The sequence below is a fragment of the Herbidospora sp. RD11066 genome (genome assembly GCF_054661255.1).
The window spans coordinates 658,952-675,904 of the sequence record NZ_BAAGDO010000002.1 but is presented as its reverse complement, the minus strand read 5'-3'; the positions used below and the strand labels follow the sequence as shown (position 1 = coordinate 675,904).

The 16,953-nt window shown below is 73.9% G+C and carries 1 protein-coding gene; it reads left to right on the top strand.

The genetic code is table 11. From position 1 onward, the window contains the following. Positions 1–4 precede the first annotated feature (4 nt). Positions 5–16,936, top strand: a complete 16,932-nt coding sequence (locus ACYQ78_RS09250) for a beta-ketoacyl synthase N-terminal-like domain-containing protein (RefSeq protein ID WP_459800323.1) — start codon at positions 5–7, stop codon at positions 16,934–16,936. Positions 16,937–16,953: the final 17 nt, after the last annotated feature.

Here is a 16,953-nt window from a genome sequence, read left to right as displayed (position 1 = left end):
TTCCATGGACAACGAAGCAAAATTTCTCGACTACCTGAAGCGGGCCGGAGCCGATCTGCGCAAGGCCCGCCGACGGGTGCGGGAACTGGAGACTCGTGACCAGGAACCGGTGGCGATCGTCGGCATCGGCTGCCGTTTCCCCGGCGGCGCCGCGGATCCCGACGGCTTCTGGCAGGTGCTCGCCGACGGCGTGGACGCCATCTCGGGCTTCCCGGCCGACCGCGGCTGGGACGCCGAGGGCGTCTACGCGGCGGTCCCCGGCGCGGAGGCGTCGCAGACGCGCCAGGGCGGGTTCGTGTACGACGCCCCCGCCTTCGACGCCGGGTTCTTCGGGATCAGCCCGCGTGAGGCCCTGGCCATGGACCCCCAGCAGCGACTCTTGCTGGAGACGTCGTGGGAGGCGCTGGAGCAGGCGGGCATCGACCCGAGTTCGCTGCGCGGCACCGCCACCGGTGTGTACGCCGGAGCCGGGTTCACCGCATACGGCGCGGCCGTCCCCGCGAGTGACGCGGAAGGCTACGTCGTCACGGGCAACGCGACCAGCGTGATCTCCGGGCGGGTGGCGTACACCCTCGGGCTCGAAGGCCCGGCCGTGACCGTGGACACGGCCTGCTCGTCGTCGCTGGTCGCGCTGCACCTGGCCGTCCAGGCGCTGCGTTCGGGCGAGTGCACTCTGGCGCTGGCGGGCGGCGTGACCGTGATGGCGGAGCCGGGCACCTTCGCCGAGTTCTCCCGCCAGGGCGGCCTCGCCTTCGACGGCCGCTGCAAGGCGTTCGCCGCCGCCGCCGACGGCACCGGCTGGGGCGAGGGCGCCGGCATGCTCGTCGTCGAACGCCTCTCGGACGCGCGCCGCAAGGGCCACCGCGTGCTCGCCGTGGTCCGCGGCAGCGCGGTCAACCAGGACGGCGCCTCCAACGGGCTGACCGCCCCCAACGGACCTTCGCAGCAGCGGGTCATCTGGTCGGCGCTGTCCGGCGCCGGGCTCACCGTGTCGGACGTCGACGCCGTCGAGGCACACGGCACCGGCACCGTGCTGGGCGACCCGATCGAGGCGCAGGCCATCTTGGCGACGTACGGGCAGGATCGGGACCTGCCTCTGTGGCTCGGGTCGGTGAAGTCGAACATCGGCCACACGCAGGCCGCCGCCGGTATCGCGGGGGCCATCAAGATGATCCTCGCCATGCGGCACGGCCTGCTGCCGCGCACTCTTCACGCCGAGGAACCCTCACCGCACGTCGACTGGTCGGCGGGGAACGTCCGGCTGCTGACCGAGCCGGTGCCGTGGCCCGCCGGTGACCGGCCCCGCCGGGCGGGCGTCTCCGCCTTCGGCATCAGCGGTACGAACGCCCACATCATCCTGGAGGAGGCCCCGGCCCCCACCGCCGAGGACCCCGACGACCTTGAGGAGCCGGAGGAGCCGACGAAGCCGGCGGTTCTTCTCGGCGACGCGAAGGACCAGCCGAGGATCCGGCTGATGGACCAGAGGGTCGAGCGGCCGGCGGATCAGCTGACGGGCCAGCCGTTGAAGCGGCCGGTGGACCAGCTGACGGGCCAACCGGTGGAACAGCACATGGGCCAGTCGGTCAAGCGGCCGGTGGGCTTCCTGGTGTCGGGGCATACCGCCGACGCCCTGCGGGCTCAGGCGGCGCGGCTCACCGCGCATCTCGCCGCGCATCCCGAGGCGATTCCCGTGGACGTGGCCTGGTCGCTGGCCATCACCCGCCCGGCGCTCGGGCACCGGGCCGTCGTGCTCGGTGGTACTCGTGACGAGCTGGTCGCGGGGGTGGCGGCGCTGGCCGCCCCGTCCCCGTCGGCCTCGGTCGTGACCGGGGTCGCGGAGAGCTCCCCTCGCGTCGTCTTCGTCTTCCCCGGCCAGGGGTCGCAGTGGGTCGGTATGGGCCGCGAGCTGGCTTCGCAGAGCCCGGTGTTCGCGGCGCGGATGGCCGAGTGCGAAGAAGCCTTAAGGCCTTACACCGACTGGTCGCTGAACGACGACGATCTGGACCTCGATCGGGTGGATGTCGTGCAGCCCGCGCTGTGGGCCGTGATGGTGTCGCTGGCCGCGTTCTGGGAGGCCGCCGGGGTGCGGCCCGATGCAGTGGTGGGCCATTCGCAGGGTGAGATCGCGGCGGCGGTCGTCGCGGGAATCCTCTCTCTGGACGACGCCGCCAAGGTGGTCGCCCTGCGAAGCAAGGCGCTGACCGCCCTTTCGGGACGCGGCGCGATGTTGTCGATCGCCGAGCCGGCCGCGGCGGTTCGAAGCCGCATCGAGGCGCTGGCCACCCAGTCGATCGCCAATGTCGGAAGCCGGATCGAGGCGCCGGCCGCCCAGCCGGTCACCGCTGTCCGAAGCCAAATCGAGACGCCGAACGCCGAGCCGGATTCCAAAAAACGCAAGAAGCCGTCGGCCGCTGCATCGGCATCCGGCGGCGGAAGCCACGAGGTGCCGTCGGCTGCCGGATCCGCGGGCCGCGAGAAGTTGTCGGGTGGCCAGGCGTCAGCCGTCCAGTCTGTGGGCCATGAGAAGTCGTCCGGTGGCCAGGCGTTGGCTGCCGAGTCCGCGGGCCGCGACTGGTCGTCACGTGATGGAGTGTCGGCGGGGGTCTCGATCGCGGCGGTGAACGGGCCTACCGCAACCGTGGTCTCTGGTGACCCCGAAGCGCTGGCCGCGCTGCTGGCCGACTGTGAACGCGACGGTGTCCGGGCGCGCATGCTGCCCGTTGACTACGCCTCCCACGGCCCCCAGGTCGAGGCCATTCGTGACGAGGTGCTGAGCCTGCTCGCGGGGATCGCCCCGAAGCCTGCCCGGCTGCCGATGGTGTCGGCGATGACCGGTGAGCATCTGGTCGGTCCCGAACTCGACGCCGGTTACTGGTACGCGAGCCTGCGGGCGCCGGTGGAGTTCTCCCGCGCCGTCGAGACGCTGGGCCGGGACGAATACGGCGCCTTCATCGAGGTGTCCGCCCACCCCGTCCTCACCACGGCGATCACCGCCACGCTGGAGACCGCTTCGCTCGCGCCGCTGGTGTCGGGCACCCTGCGCCGCGACGACGGCGGGCCCGCCCGGGTGCTGGCGTCCCTGGCCGAGGCGTATGTCCGGGGCGTCCCCGTCGACTGGCCGTCGGTGCTGACCGAGGGCGAGCGCGTCGACCTGCCGACCTACGCGTTCCAGCGGCGGCACTACTGGCCCAAGCCCGCCCCGGCCGCAGCGGCCGTCGCCGCGGATCCCCTGTCGCAGGGCGAGGCCCGGTTCTGGGCCGCCGTGGAGGCCGACGACGTGTCCGGTCTGGCCGACGCGCTCTCGGTCGAGGGCGGCTGGCCGTTCAGTGACGTCGTCCCGGCGATGGCCTCTTGGCGCCGCCGGGACCGTGACCGGTCGGCGGTGGCCGACTGGTCGTACAGGGTGGCCTGGGTGCCGGTCGCCGACCCCGCTCCGGCGGCGCTGCCCGGAACCTGGCTCGTGCTGGTCCCCTCGTCGGAACCCGGCGACGGCGAGATCGCCGCTGCCCTGTCGGCCCGTGGCGCCGACGTCGTGACCCTGCGGGTCGCCCCCGACGAGTACGACCGCGAGACGCTCGCGCGGAAGATCACGGCGGCCGGATCCCTGGCCGGGGTGGTCTCCCTGCTGGCGCTGGACGAGTCGCCGCTGGCCGGGCACCCCGTCGTGGCCGGTGGCCTGGCGGGCACACTCGCCCTGGTGCAGGCGCTCGGTGACGCCGGGATCGCGGCCCCGCTGTGGCTGCTCACCCGGGGCGCGGTCGCCGCCGCGCCCGACGAGGCTCTGACCCGCCCGATCCAGGCGCAGGTCTGGGGCCTGGGCCGGGTCGCCGGGCTGGAACACCCCGGCCGTTGGGGCGGCATGGTCGATCTGCCCGAAGTGCTCGGCGAACGCGGCGCCGAACGCCTCTGCGCCGTGCTGGCCGGATGCGGTGAGGACCAGGTCGTGATCCGGCAGGGCGGCGTCAAGGCCCGCCGCCTGGTCCGCTCGGCTTTCCGTGCGACCGGCCCGCAGTGGACGACCACCGGCAGCGTGCTGCTGACCGGCGCCAGCGGCGCGATCGGTCCCGACCTGGCCACCTGGCTGTCCGGCTCCCGCGTGCCGCACGCGATCCTGGCCAGCCGCCGGGGCGCCGGAACCCCGGGCGCCGGAACCCCGGGCGCCGCGACCCTGGCCGCCGCCATGGCCGAGGCCGGCACCGCCGTCACCATGGCCGCGTGCGACGTGGCCGACCGCGACGCCATGGCCGGGCTGCTCAACTGGATCCCGCAGGTCGCCCCGCCGCTGAAGGTCGTCATCCACGCCGCGGTGGCCGTCGAACTGACCCCGCTGCACGAGACCGACGTCGACGAGCTGGCCCTGGCCTCCAGCGCCAAGGTCGCCGGGGCCGCCCACCTCGACGAGCTCACCTCCGGCCTGGACCTCGACGCGTTCGTCCTGTTCTCGTCGATCACCGCCACCTGGGGCGTCCGAGACCACGGTTCCTACGCCGCCGCGAACGCCTACCTCGACGCGCTGGCCGAGAACCGCCGCTCCCGCGGCCTGCCCGCGACCTCGGTCGCCTGGGGCGTCTGGGATTCGGGCGGCCGGTTCGCCGAGACCCCCGCGCCGTCCGGGTCGCCGGACGAGCCCGGCCACGCCGAATGGCTGCCGCAGAGCCTTGTGCCCGACCGGTTGCGGCGGCAGGGTCTCCGGCTGCTCGGCCCCGACCGGGCGCTGGCGGCGCTCGGCCAGGTGCTCGCCGCCGACGAGACCGCGCTGGCGGTGGCCGACGTCGACTGGGCCCAGTTCTCCGCCGTGTTCAACGCGGCCCGCTCGTGGCGGCTCCTGGACGAGATCCCCGAGGCCCGCCAGGCCGTCGCCGAGACCTCGGCCGTCGCGGTGTCGGGTAAGGCGGCCGGGCTGCTCGCGAGCCTGCTCGACGTGACGCAGGCCCGGCGCGAGCGCATCGTGACCGAACTCGTGCGCGGGCACGCCGCCGCCGTCCTCGGGCATGGCTCGATGGACGACGTCCAGGCCACCCGGGCCTTCCGCGACATGGGCTTCGACTCGCTGACGGCGGTCGAGCTCCGCACCCGGCTGAACGAGGCCACCGGCCTGCGGCTGCCCTCGACCGTGGTGTTCGACTATCCGTCGCCGGTCGTGCTGGCGCGGCAGATCCTCGACCAGATGACCGGCTCCGCCGTGCTCGCGCCCGACCCGTCGAGGGTGACGCCGGTGTCGTCGGCCGACCCGGTCGTGATCGTGGGAATGGGCTGCCGTTTCCCCGGCGGCGCCGACGGCCCCGAGTCACTGTGGGACCTGCTGGTGGCCGGGGCGGACGCCATCTCGCCCTTCCCCGCCGACCGTGGCTGGGAGTCGGGTCCGGGAGGGGCGTCGTACCGGCCTGAGGGCGGTTTCATCACGGGGATGGCGGACTTCGATCCGGGGTTCTTCCGGATCAGCCCGCGCGAGGCGCTCGGCATGGACCCGCAGCAGCGGCTGCTGCTGGAGACGTCGTGGGAGGCGCTGGAGCGGGCCGGGATCGACCCGGCGACACTGCGGGGCTCGCTGACCGGCGTCTTCACCGGGGCGTCGTCGTCGGGATACGCCGGGCAGGCCGGTTTCGGGGCCGGGGTGAAGGGCTCCGAGGGCCATCTCATGATCGGCAACCTGACGAGTGTGATCTCGGGGCGGGTGTCGTACACACTCGGGCTCGAAGGACCGGCCGTCACGGTCGACACCGCCTGCTCATCGGCGCTGGTCGCGCTCCACCTGGCCGCGCAGGCACTGCGCGGCGGCGAGTGCGACCTGGCCGTCGCCGGTGGCGTCATGGTGATCACCGACCCGACCGAGTTCATCGGCTTCTCCCAGCAGGGCGCCCTCGCGGCCGACGCCCGCTGCAAGGCGTTCTCCGCCGACGCCGACGGCATGAGCCTGTCGGAGGGTGTTGGCACGTTCGTCCTGGAACGCCTGTCGGACGCCCGCAGGAACGGCCACCCGGTCCTGGCCGTGGTGGCGGGAAGCGCGGTCAACCAGGACGGCGCCTCCAACGGCCTGTCCGCACCGAACGGCCCGTCGCAGCAGAGGGTGATCCGGGCCGCCCTGGCCGCCGCCGGGCTGCGTCCGGGCGACGTCGACGTGATCGAGGCCCACGGCACCGGCACCGCGCTCGGCGACCCGATCGAGGCCCAGGCCATCCTGGCCACCTACGGGCAGGACCGGCCCACCGGCCGGCCGCTGCTCCTCGGCTCGGTGAAGTCGAACATCGGCCACGCCCAGCAGGCGGCCGGTGCCGCCGGGGTCATGAAGATGGTCCTGGCCTTCCAGCACGACCTGGTCCCGGCTACCTTGCACGCCGAGGTGCCGTCCCCGCACGTCGACTGGACGGCCGGACACGTCAAGCTACTGAACCAAGCAGCCGCCTGGCCCGCCTCCGGGGACTCCCGCCCCCGCCGGGCCGCGGTCTCGTCCTTCGGCATCAGCGGCACCAACGCCCACGTCATCCTCGAAGAACCTCCCGCAGCGCCCACAGCCCACGCCTTGCCCGCCGATTCCGGAACCCACGTCGACTCCGGGACCCGCACTGACTCTGGGACCCGCACCGACTCTGGAATGTCCGCCGATTCCGAGATGTCCGCCGATCTTGAGAAGCGCGACGACTCCGGGGCGGCCGTTTACGCCGAAGGGTCCGGGCTTTTCGTCGGTGGGGCACCGGCCTGGTTGGTGTCCGGAGCCACTCCCGCCGGGCTGACCGAGCAGGTGCGCAGGCTGGTCGCTCACCTTGAGGCTCGCCCCGAACTCCACCCCGCCGACATCGGCTGGTCGCTCGCCACCACCCGCACCTCGCTGGAGCACCGCGCCGTGGTGCGCGGTGACACCCGCGACGACCTCATGGCCGCGCTGGCCGCGCTCGCGGCCGGTGAACCCTCGGCCGGGCTCGTCACCGGCGCCGTCGGGGCCGCCGGGCCGGTGGTGTTCGTCTTCCCCGGTCAGGGCGGTCAGTGGGCCGGAATGGGCCATGAGCTGGCCCAGAAGAGCCCGGTCTTCGCGGCCCGGCTGGCCGAATGCGGCAGGGCGCTCGCGCCGCACGTCGACTGGGACCTCGCAGAAGTGTTGGCACAGGCTCCTGGTGCGCCTGATTTGTCCAGGATCGATGTGGTCCACCCCGCTCTCTGGGCGGTCATGGTGTCGCTCGCTGCCGTCTGGGAGGCGGCCGGGGTCCACCCGGACGCGGTCATCGGGCACAGCCAGGGCGAGATCGCGGCCGCGTGCGTCGCCGGGGTGCTCTCCCTCGACACCGCCGCCCGGGTCGTCGCCCGCCGCGCCCAGGCCATGACGGCCATCGCCGGTCAGGGCGGCGTGCTCTCGATCGTCGCGTCGCTGGACGCGGTCGAGGCGCGGCTCGACGGGCACAAGCACCTGGCGGTCGCCACGGTCAACGGCCCCGAGGCGATCACCGTCTCCGGCGCGGTCGACGACCTCCAAGCGCTCGCCGACGAGTGCGAGCGCGACGGCGTCCGGACCAGGTTCGTACCGATGGACTACGCCCCGCACGGCCCGCAGATCGAGGACATCCGGGACGAGATCATCACCGCCCTCGACGGCATCACCCCCGGCCCCGCCCTGATCCCCATGGTCTCCGGGATGACCGGCGACTACCTCGACGGCACCGAGGCCGACGCCGGTTACTGGTGCCGGAGCCTGCGCGCCACCGTGCGGTTCGCGCCGGGTATCGAGCGTCTGGGCCGCGACGGCTATGGCGTGTTCGTCGAGGTCTCCCCGCATCCCGTGCTCACGACGTCGATCGCCGCCACTCTGGAGGCCGAGGCCCCGATCGTCACCGGGACCCTCCGCCGCGACGACGGCGGCCCCGCCCGGCTGCTGACCTCGCTGGCCGAGGTGCACGTCCACGGCGGCGCGATCGACTGGCCCTCGGTCCTGCCCGCAGGGAAGCGCGTCGACCTGCCGACCTACGCGTTCCAGCGGCAGCGCTACTGGCCGAAACCGACCACTGCGATGGGCGCCGGGGCCGACGCCCTGGGCCTGGGCCCGGTCGGCCACCCGTTCCTGGGCGCGGCCGTCGACCTGGCCGGTGGCCAGGGCCTGCTGTTCACCGGACGCCTCTCCCTGCGTGCCCAGCCCTGGCTGGCCGACCACACGATCGCCGGGACCGTGCTGCTGCCGGGGACCGCGTTCGTGGAACTCGCCGTCCGGGCGGGATACCAGGCGGGCTGCCCCCGCCTCGAAGAACTCACACTGGCCGCGCCGCTCGCGCTCCCCGCCGACCGCGCGGTCCGCGTGCAAGTCTCGGTGAGCGCCCCCGACGAGCGGGGCCACCGCGCGATCGAGGTGTACGGCCAGGTCGAGGACGCCGACGGCACCTGGACCCGGCACGCCGCCGGCCTGCTCGCCCCCGCCGTCGTGCCAACCGAAGCCTCCGACTTCCAGGTCTGGCCGCCGGAGGGCGCCGAGCCGGTCGACCTCACCGGCCGCTACGAGGCCCAAGCCGAGGGCGGCTACGGATTCGGGCCGACCTTCCGGGGTCTGCGCTCTGCCTGGCGACGCGGTGAAGACGTCTTCGCCGAGGTCGCCCTCCCCGACGACGCCGCCGACGACGCGGCCGAGTTCGGCCTGCACCCCGCCCTGCTCGACTCCTCCCTGCACGCCGCCGGCCTGGTCGAAGGCGTCTTCCCGAGCGGCGGGCAGGAGGTCCTGCTGCCCTTCGCCTGGACCGGCCTGTCCCTGCACGCGGCCGGCGCGACCCGCCTCCGGGTCCGCCTCCGGCGCGACGCCGACGGCGCCGGCATCGCCCTCGCCGCCGCCGACCCCGTCGGCACGCTCGTGGTCTCCGCCGACTCCCTGGTCCTGCGCCCGGCCACCGCCGGAGCCCTCCCGGCCGCCGGGAACCCCTTGGACGACGCCCTATTCGCCGTCGAGTGGACCCCGATCGCCGCCACCTCGGTCCCTAGGAGCCGCCCCGCTGGTTCCAGTGATGGCCCGAGCGCCACCCCAAACGCCTGGGCCGTCATCGGGGACGACCCCTTCGGACTGGCCGCCGGTCTCGGCGCCGAGACCCACGCCGACCTGACCGCCCTAGCCGAGGCCGCCACCCCCGCCGACCTGGTCTTCGTCGGCATCACCGCAATGGCCCCCAGTGCAACCGACCTTACTGGAACCGGCTCCACCGCAACCAGCCTCACCACGACCGGGTCCACCGAAACCAGCGTCGCCATGACCGGCCATTCCAGAACCGGCATCACCACGACCGGCCCAACTGGAACCGACCCCACCACGATCGGCCACACCGGACCTGGCATCACCACGACAGGCGTCACCACGAGTGGCCTCGGTCGAACGAATGACGGCGATCCGGCTGAGGCCGCTCGGGGGCTCACCGGGGAGGTGCTCGGGCTTCTCCACGAGTGGCTTGCCCTGGACACTCCGGCCCGGCTGGTGATCGTCACCCGTGGGGCCGTCGCCACCGAGCCCGGCGGGACCATCGCCGATCTGGCCGCCGCCGCCGTCTGGGGCCTCGTCCGCTCCGCGCAGTCGGAGAACCCCGGCAGGATCGTGCTGGCCGACCTGCCCGCGTCCGGCGACGGTCTCGGCGTGCTCGCCGCCGCGCTGGGCTCCGGTGAACCCGAACTCGCCGTCCGGGACGACGTCGCGCGCGGGCGCCGCCTCGTGCGCTCCGCCGTGCCGCCGCTGACCCCGCCGCCCACCGCCCTCTGGCGGCTGGACGCCGTCGAGAAGGGCACGCTCGACGGGCTGGCCCTCGTCCCGAACGAAGAGGCCGCCGCCGAGCTGCGCGAGGGGGAGGTCAGGGTCGCCGTCCGGGCGGTCGGGCTGAACTTCCGCGATGTCCTCATCGCCCTCGGCATGTATCCCGTCGACGCGCTCGTCGGCACCGAGATCGCGGGCGTCGTCACCGAGACCGGCCCCGGCGTGACCCGCCTCAAGGCGGGGGACCGGGTGCTGGGGATGGCGTCCGGCGCCGCCGGTCCGCTCACCGTCGCCGACTCGCGGCTGCTGACCCCGATGCCGGCCGACTGGTCGTTCGCCGCGGCGGCCACCGTGCCGATCGCCTACTCCACCGCCTGGTACGCGCTGGCCGACCTCGCCGCCGCCCGCCCCGGGCAGCGGCTGCTCGTGCACGCCGCCGCCGGTGGTGTCGGCATGGCCGCCGTCGCGGTGGCCAAGCACTTGGGATTGGACGTGTACGCCACCGCCAGCCCGGCCAAGTGGCCCGCGCTCCGGGCGATGGGCCTGCCCGCCGACCACATCGCCTCCTCCCGTACCGCTGACTTCGAAACCGCCTTCCTGGACGCCACCGGCGGCGAGGGCGTCGACATCGTCCTCAACGCCCTGGCCGGTGACCTGACCGACGCGTCGCTCCGCCTGCTGCCACGCGGCGGGATGTTCCTGGAGATGGGCAAGACCGACGTCCGCGACCCCGAGCAGGTCGCCGCCGTCCACCCGGGCGTGGACTACCGGCCCTTCGTCACCGGCGAGGCCGCCCCCGAACGCCTCACCGAGATCCTGGCCGAGGCCACCGGCCTGCTCAGGGACGGCACCCTGGCGATGCTCCCGATGCGGGTCTGGGACGTCCGCCGCGCGCCGGAGGCGTTCCGGTTCATGAGCCAGGCCAAGCACGTGGGCAAGATCGTGCTGACCGTCCCCGCCCCCGCTCGCGAGCCGGGCACGGTCCTGGTCACCGGCGGCACCGGAACGCTGGGCGGCCTCGTCGCCCGGCACCTGGCCGCCACCGAACGCGCTTCAGGCATGCTGCTGACCAGCAGGTCGGGACCGGCCGCCCGTAACGCCGCCGCCCTCGCCGCGGATCTGGCCACGGCCGGGCTCCACGTGCGGATCGTCGCCGGTGACGCCGCCGACCGGGCAGGGCTGGCCGCGCTCCTGGCCGGGGAGCGGCTGACGGGCGTCGTCCACACGGCTGGTGTGCTCGACGACGGCGTGATCGAGTCGCTGACCCCCGCCCGGATCGACGTGGTGCTGCGGCCCAAGGCCGACGCCGCCTGGAACCTGCACGAACTGACCAGGAACAGCGACCTCGACACCTTCGTCCTCTTCTCCGCCGGAGCCGCGACCTTCGGCGCCGCCGGACAGGGCAACTACGCGGCGGGCAACGCCTTCCTCGACGCGCTGGCCGCCCACCGCCACGCCGAAGGACTGCCCGCCGTTTCGCTGGCGTGGGGCCTGTGGGCCGAGGCCAGCGGCATGACCGGGAACCTCAGCGCCCAGGACGTCGACCGCATCCGCCAGGGCGGCGTGGCCGCTCTCTCCGCCGATGAGGGGCTCGGGCTGCTGGACCTGGCCCTGACCCGCGACGACGCGCTCCTGGTCCCGGCCCGGCTCGACGTGGCCGGGATCCGGGCGCAGGCCGCGCTCGGCGCCGACCTCGCCCCGCTCTGGCGTTCCCTTGCGGGCGGTCCGGCCCGGCCGCCGATGGCGTCCGCCCTGGGCGCGGCGGGCGGATCGGCGGGGGAGGCCCTGCGCCGTGAGCTCGCGGGCAGCTCGGTGCCCGACCGTGACCGGCTGCTTCTGGACCTGGTCAGAGGCCATGTCGCCGCTGTACTCGGCCACGCCTCGCCCGAGGCGATCGAACCGCGCCGGGCCTTCCGCGACCTCGGGTTCGACTCCCTGACCTCGGTCGAGCTGCGCAACCGGCTGTCCACCGCCACCGGCCTGCGGCTCCCGGCCACGGTGGTGTTCGACCACCCCTCGTCGTCGGCGCTCGCCGAACTCCTGCGGGGCAGGCTGCTGGGTGACGACGTCCCGGTGGCGGCCGCTCCGGCCGTGGTCGCCGCGGCCGGGGAGCCGATCGCGATCGTGGCGATGAGCTGCCGTTTCCCCGGTGGCGTCCACGACCCGGAGGGGTTCTGGGAGCTGCTGAAGGCCGGCACCGATGCGATCTCGCCGCTGCCGGGCGACCGGGGCTGGGACACCGCAGGCACGAGCACCGGCCAGGGCGGGTTCATCGCCGGGGCCGCCGACTTCGACCACGACTTCTTCGGGATCAGCCCGCGTGAGGCCCTGACCATGGACCCGCAGCAGCGCCTGCTGCTGGAGACCTCGTGGGAGGCGATCGAGCGGGCCGGGCTCGACCCAGCGGTCCTGCGCGGCTCCGCCACCGGCGTCTACGTCGGGGCGGCGTTCTCCGGATACGGTGCCGGGCTCCCGATCGAACTCGCCGGGCACATGATGACCGGCACCGCCGCGAGCGTGATGTCGGGCCGCATTTCGTACACGCTGGGGCTCGAAGGACCGGCCGTCACCATCGACACCGCCTGCTCGTCGTCGCTGGTCGCGCTGCACGTGGCCGTGGCCGCGCTGCGGGCGGGGGAGTGCACGATGGCGCTCGCGGGCGGCGCGACGATCATGGCGACGCCGGGCGGCCTGGTCAGCTTCTCCCAGCAGCAGGCCCTCGCCCACGACGGGCGGTGCAAGGCGTTCTCGACGTCGGCCGACGGCATGGGCATGTCCGAGGGCGTCGGCATGCTGGTGGTCGAACGGCTCTCGGACGCCCAGCGCAACGGCCACCCCGTGCTCGCGGTGATCCGCGGCAGCGCGATGAACCAGGACGGCGCCTCCAACGGCCTCACCGCGCCGAACGGCCCGTCCCAGCAGCGCGTCATCCGGGCCGCCCTCGCCAACGCCCGGCTGTCGCCCTCCGACATCGACGTGATCGAGGCGCACGGCACCGGCACCGAACTGGGCGACCCGATCGAGGCCCAGGCGCTCATGGCCGCCTACGGGCAGGATCGGGACCGGCCTCTGTGGCTCGGCTCGGTGAAGACCAACATCGGGCACACGCAGTGCGCCGCCGGCGTGGCCAGCGTGATCAAGATGGTGCTGGCCTTCCAGCACGAGGAACTTCCTCGTTCTCTGTACGCCGAGAACCCGTCCACCCACGTCGACTGGACCGAAGGCGACGTCCGGCTGCTTGACGAGGCTCGACCGTGGCCGGTGAACGGGCGGACCCGCCGGGCGGGTGTGTCGTCGTTCGGGATCAGCGGCACGAACGTCCACGTCCTGATGGAAGAGGCTCCCGCGCCGCTGCCTCGGGGCAAGGTCGAGACCGTGCCGGTCCTCACCGGCTCGGTCACCGCGTGGCCGCTGTCGGGTCGCACCCGCGCCGGGTTGTCGGGCCAGGCGCACCGGCTGGCCGCCCTCGTGGCGGAACGCCCCGACCTGAACGTCGAGGACGTCGCCTGGTCGCTGGTCACCAGCCGCTCGGTCTTCGAACACCGCGCCGTGGCCATCGGCGCTGATGGCACCGACCTGTCGTCGGCCCTGACGGCACTCGCCACCGGTCTTCCGGCCGCCGGACTCGTCTCCGGCGAGGTCCCGGCGGGCGGCGGCACCGGCAGGGTGGCGTTCGTCTTCCCCGGCCAGGGTTCGCAGTGGGTCGGCATGGGCCGCGAGCTCTCACAAAGCAGCCCGGTGTTCGCGGCACGAATGGCCGAATGCGCAGAAGCCTTGAAGCCTTACACCGACTGGTCGCTGAACGACGACGACCTGGACCTCGGCCGGGTGGATGTCGTGCAGCCCGCCCTGTGGGCCGTGATGGTGTCACTCGCCGCGTTCTGGGAAGCCGCAGGTGTCCGGCCCGACGCGGTGGTCGGCCATTCCCAGGGCGAGATCGCCGCTGCGGTCGTCGCCGGAATCCTTTCCCTGGACGACGCCGCCAAGGTGGTCGCCCTACGAAGCAAGGCGCTGACCGCGCTATCGGGACGCGGCGCGATGCTGTCCATCGCCGAGCCGGTCGCCAAGGTTCAGAGCCGGATCGAAACGCCGACCGTCGAGCCGGGTTCCAAAAAGCGCAAGAAGCCGTCGGCCGCCGCATCGGCATCCAGCGGCGGAAGCCACGAGAGGTCGTCACGTGATGGGGTTTCCATCGCTGCGGTGAACGGGCCTGCCGCGACCGTGGTCTCCGGTAACCCCGAGGCGCTGGCCGCGCTACTCGCCGACTGTGACCGTGACGGTGTCCGGGCGCGGATGCTGCCCGTCGACTACGCCTCGCACGGCCCTCAGGTCGAGGAGCTGCGCGAGGAGATCCTCACGCTTCTGGCTGGCGTCACGCCCCGGCAGGGGCGGATCCCGATGGTGTCGGCGATGACGGGCGAGTTCCTGGCCGGGCCCGAAATGGACGCCGGATACTGGTACGCCAGCCTCCGCGCCCCCGTCGAGTTCTCCCGCGCGATCGAAGTGCTGGGCCGGTCGGGCTACGGCGTGTTCGTCGAGAGCTCTCCCCACCCGGTGCTCACGGCCGCGGTCATGGACACGCTCGACGACTCGGCCGTGGTCACGGGCACCCTGCGCCGCGACGACGGCGGTCCGGCGCGGGCACTGGCCTCGCTGGCCGAGGCGTTCGTGCGCGGTGTCGCCGTCGACTGGACCTCGGTTCTCGCCGAGGCGGAGCGGGTCGACCTGCCCACCTACGCCTTCGTGTCCCGGAGGTTCTGGCCCGCGCCGGTCGCGTCCGGGGCCGGGGATGTCGCCTCGGCCGGGCTCGCGTCGGTCGGCCACCCTCTGCTCGGCGCGAGTGTCGAACTCGCCGAGGGCGAGGGGCTGGTCGTCACCGGGCGGCTGTCGGCGAAGGCGCAGACCTGGCTCGCCGACCACACCGTCGGCGGGATCACCGTCCTGCCCGGTACGGTGCTCGCCGAACTCGCCGTCGTCGCCGGGCACCAGGCCGGCTGCCCCCGGATCGAGAAGCTCACCCTGACCGCCCCGCTGGTGCTAGACGCCGACCGCCCGACCCAGGTCCAGATCGCCATCGGCGCCCCTGAGAACGAGAGGCGGACCGTCCAGATCTACGCCCGTCTGGAAGGCCCCGACGACCCCGCCTGGACCTGGCACGCGAGCGGCGTGCTGACCCCGGCCCGCGCCGCCGAACCGGCCCTGGCCAGGGATTTCCTCGTCTGGCCGCCCACCGGCGCGGAACCGCTCGGCCTCGACGACCTGGCGGCCACCGGCCCTGCCTTCCGAGGCCTGCGGGCGGCGTGGCGGCACGGTGACGACGTCGTCGCCGAGGTCGCGCTGCCGGAGCCCGTCGCCGCCGGGGCCGGGGTCTTCGGGATCCACCCCGCCCTGCTCGACGCCGCCTTCCAGACTACGGCGCTCTTCCCCGACCACGGCGAGACCGGCGAGGCGGCCTGGCTCCCGTTCTCCTGGTCCGGTGTCTCGGTGCACGCGCCGGGCGCGTCCCGGCTGCGGGTCCGGCTCCGGCGCGGCGACGGCGGCTGGTCGCTGACCGCCGCCGACGGCACCGGCGCGCCGGTCGTCTCGGTCGACGCGCTGGTACGACGCCCGGTCACGGCCACCCAGCTCAGGCTCGCCGGGAACACTCTGCGCGACGCCCTGTTCGGCCTGACCTGGCAGCCGGTCCCCGACCCCACGATCGCGGTCACCGGACCGTGGGCGGTGATCGGCGCCGACTCCGCCGGGCTCGGCGACGGGCTCCGCGCGATCGGCGCCACCGTGGCCGCCCACCCCGACTTGGCCTCCCTGGCCGCCGCCGTCGGTGACGGCGAAGCGGTCCCGCAGTTCGCGGTCACCGACCTGCCGACCGGTGACGAGGCGAGCGCTCTCGTCGAGCGGTGGCTGGAGCTCGAACCCCTGGCCGCCGCCCGTCTGGTGCTGGTGACGAAGGGCGCGGTGCAGACCGGCCCCGGCGATTCCGCGCCCGATCTGGCCGGTGCGACCGCCTGGGGGCTGGTCCGCTCGGCCCAGTCCCGGCATCCCGGCCGCCTGGTCCTGGCCGACCTGCCCGGGGGCGCGGACGACCGATTGAGCATGCTGGCCGCCTCCCTGACCTCCGACGAACCCGAACTGGCCCTGCGCGGCGACACGGTCTATGGCCGAAGGCTGACCCGCCTGACCGGCCCTGCGAATTCGTCCAAGAACCTGCCTGGGGCTGTTCTGGTCACCGGCGGACCCGGGACGCCGGTGGCCTGCGCCGCCCGCCACCTGGCCGCGACCGGCCGGGCCACCGCCGTGACCGTGGCGACCGACCTCGGTCCCGCCGCGCCCGGCGCCGCCGCCCTGGCAGCCGACCTGGCGGCCACCGTGGACGTCACGATCGTCGCCGGCGACGTGGCCGTCCCGGCGAGCATGTCCTTCCTTTTCACCACTCTGGACGCCGCCCTCGGAACCGCCGACGCGGAGGCGAGCGCCCGAGCGGGCCGCCTCCAAGCGCTGGCCGCCCACGGGGCCGTCTCCCTGGCCTGGGGGCCGGACCTGGACGAGGACGACACGCTCGCCCTGCTCGACCTGGCGCTGGAGCGCGACGAGGACGTCCTGGTCGCGGCGAAGGTGAACCTGGCACGGCTGCGCGGCCAGACCGACGCCGCGCCCGTCTGGCGCGCCCTGGCCGGAGCCCCGGCCACGGCGGAACTGGCCGACGACACCGCCGCCGAGGTCACCGAGGCGCTGCGCCGCGACCTGGCGGCGCTGTCGCCCGAGAACCAGGAACGCACGCTGCTCACGCTGGTCCGGGCACACGTGGCCGCCGTATTGGGCCAGGCGTCGCCCGAGGCGATCGAGCCGCGCCGCGCCTTCAGTGACCTCGGGTTCGACTCGATGATCGCGGTCGAGCTCCGCAACCGGCTGAACGCCGCCACCGGCCTCAAACTGCCCGCCACGGTCGTCTTCGACCACCCCACCACCGCTGCGGTGGCCGAGTACCTGCGCGAGCGGCTCGTTCTGGACGGCGCCGACGGCGCCGACGCCGAGGAGGAGACGCTCCGGCGCGTGCTGGCCACCACCGCCCTGTCCCGGTTCCGCGACGCGGGCATCTTGGACGCCCTGCTCCGGCTGGCCGACCCCGACGGCGAGGCCCCGGACTCCGGCGGCGGAACCGCTGGGGACATCGACGCGCTCGACGCCGAGAGCCTGGTCCGGATGGCGCTGGATTCCGAAAGTGCTGACTTCTGATGCTCAGTGACGCGTGG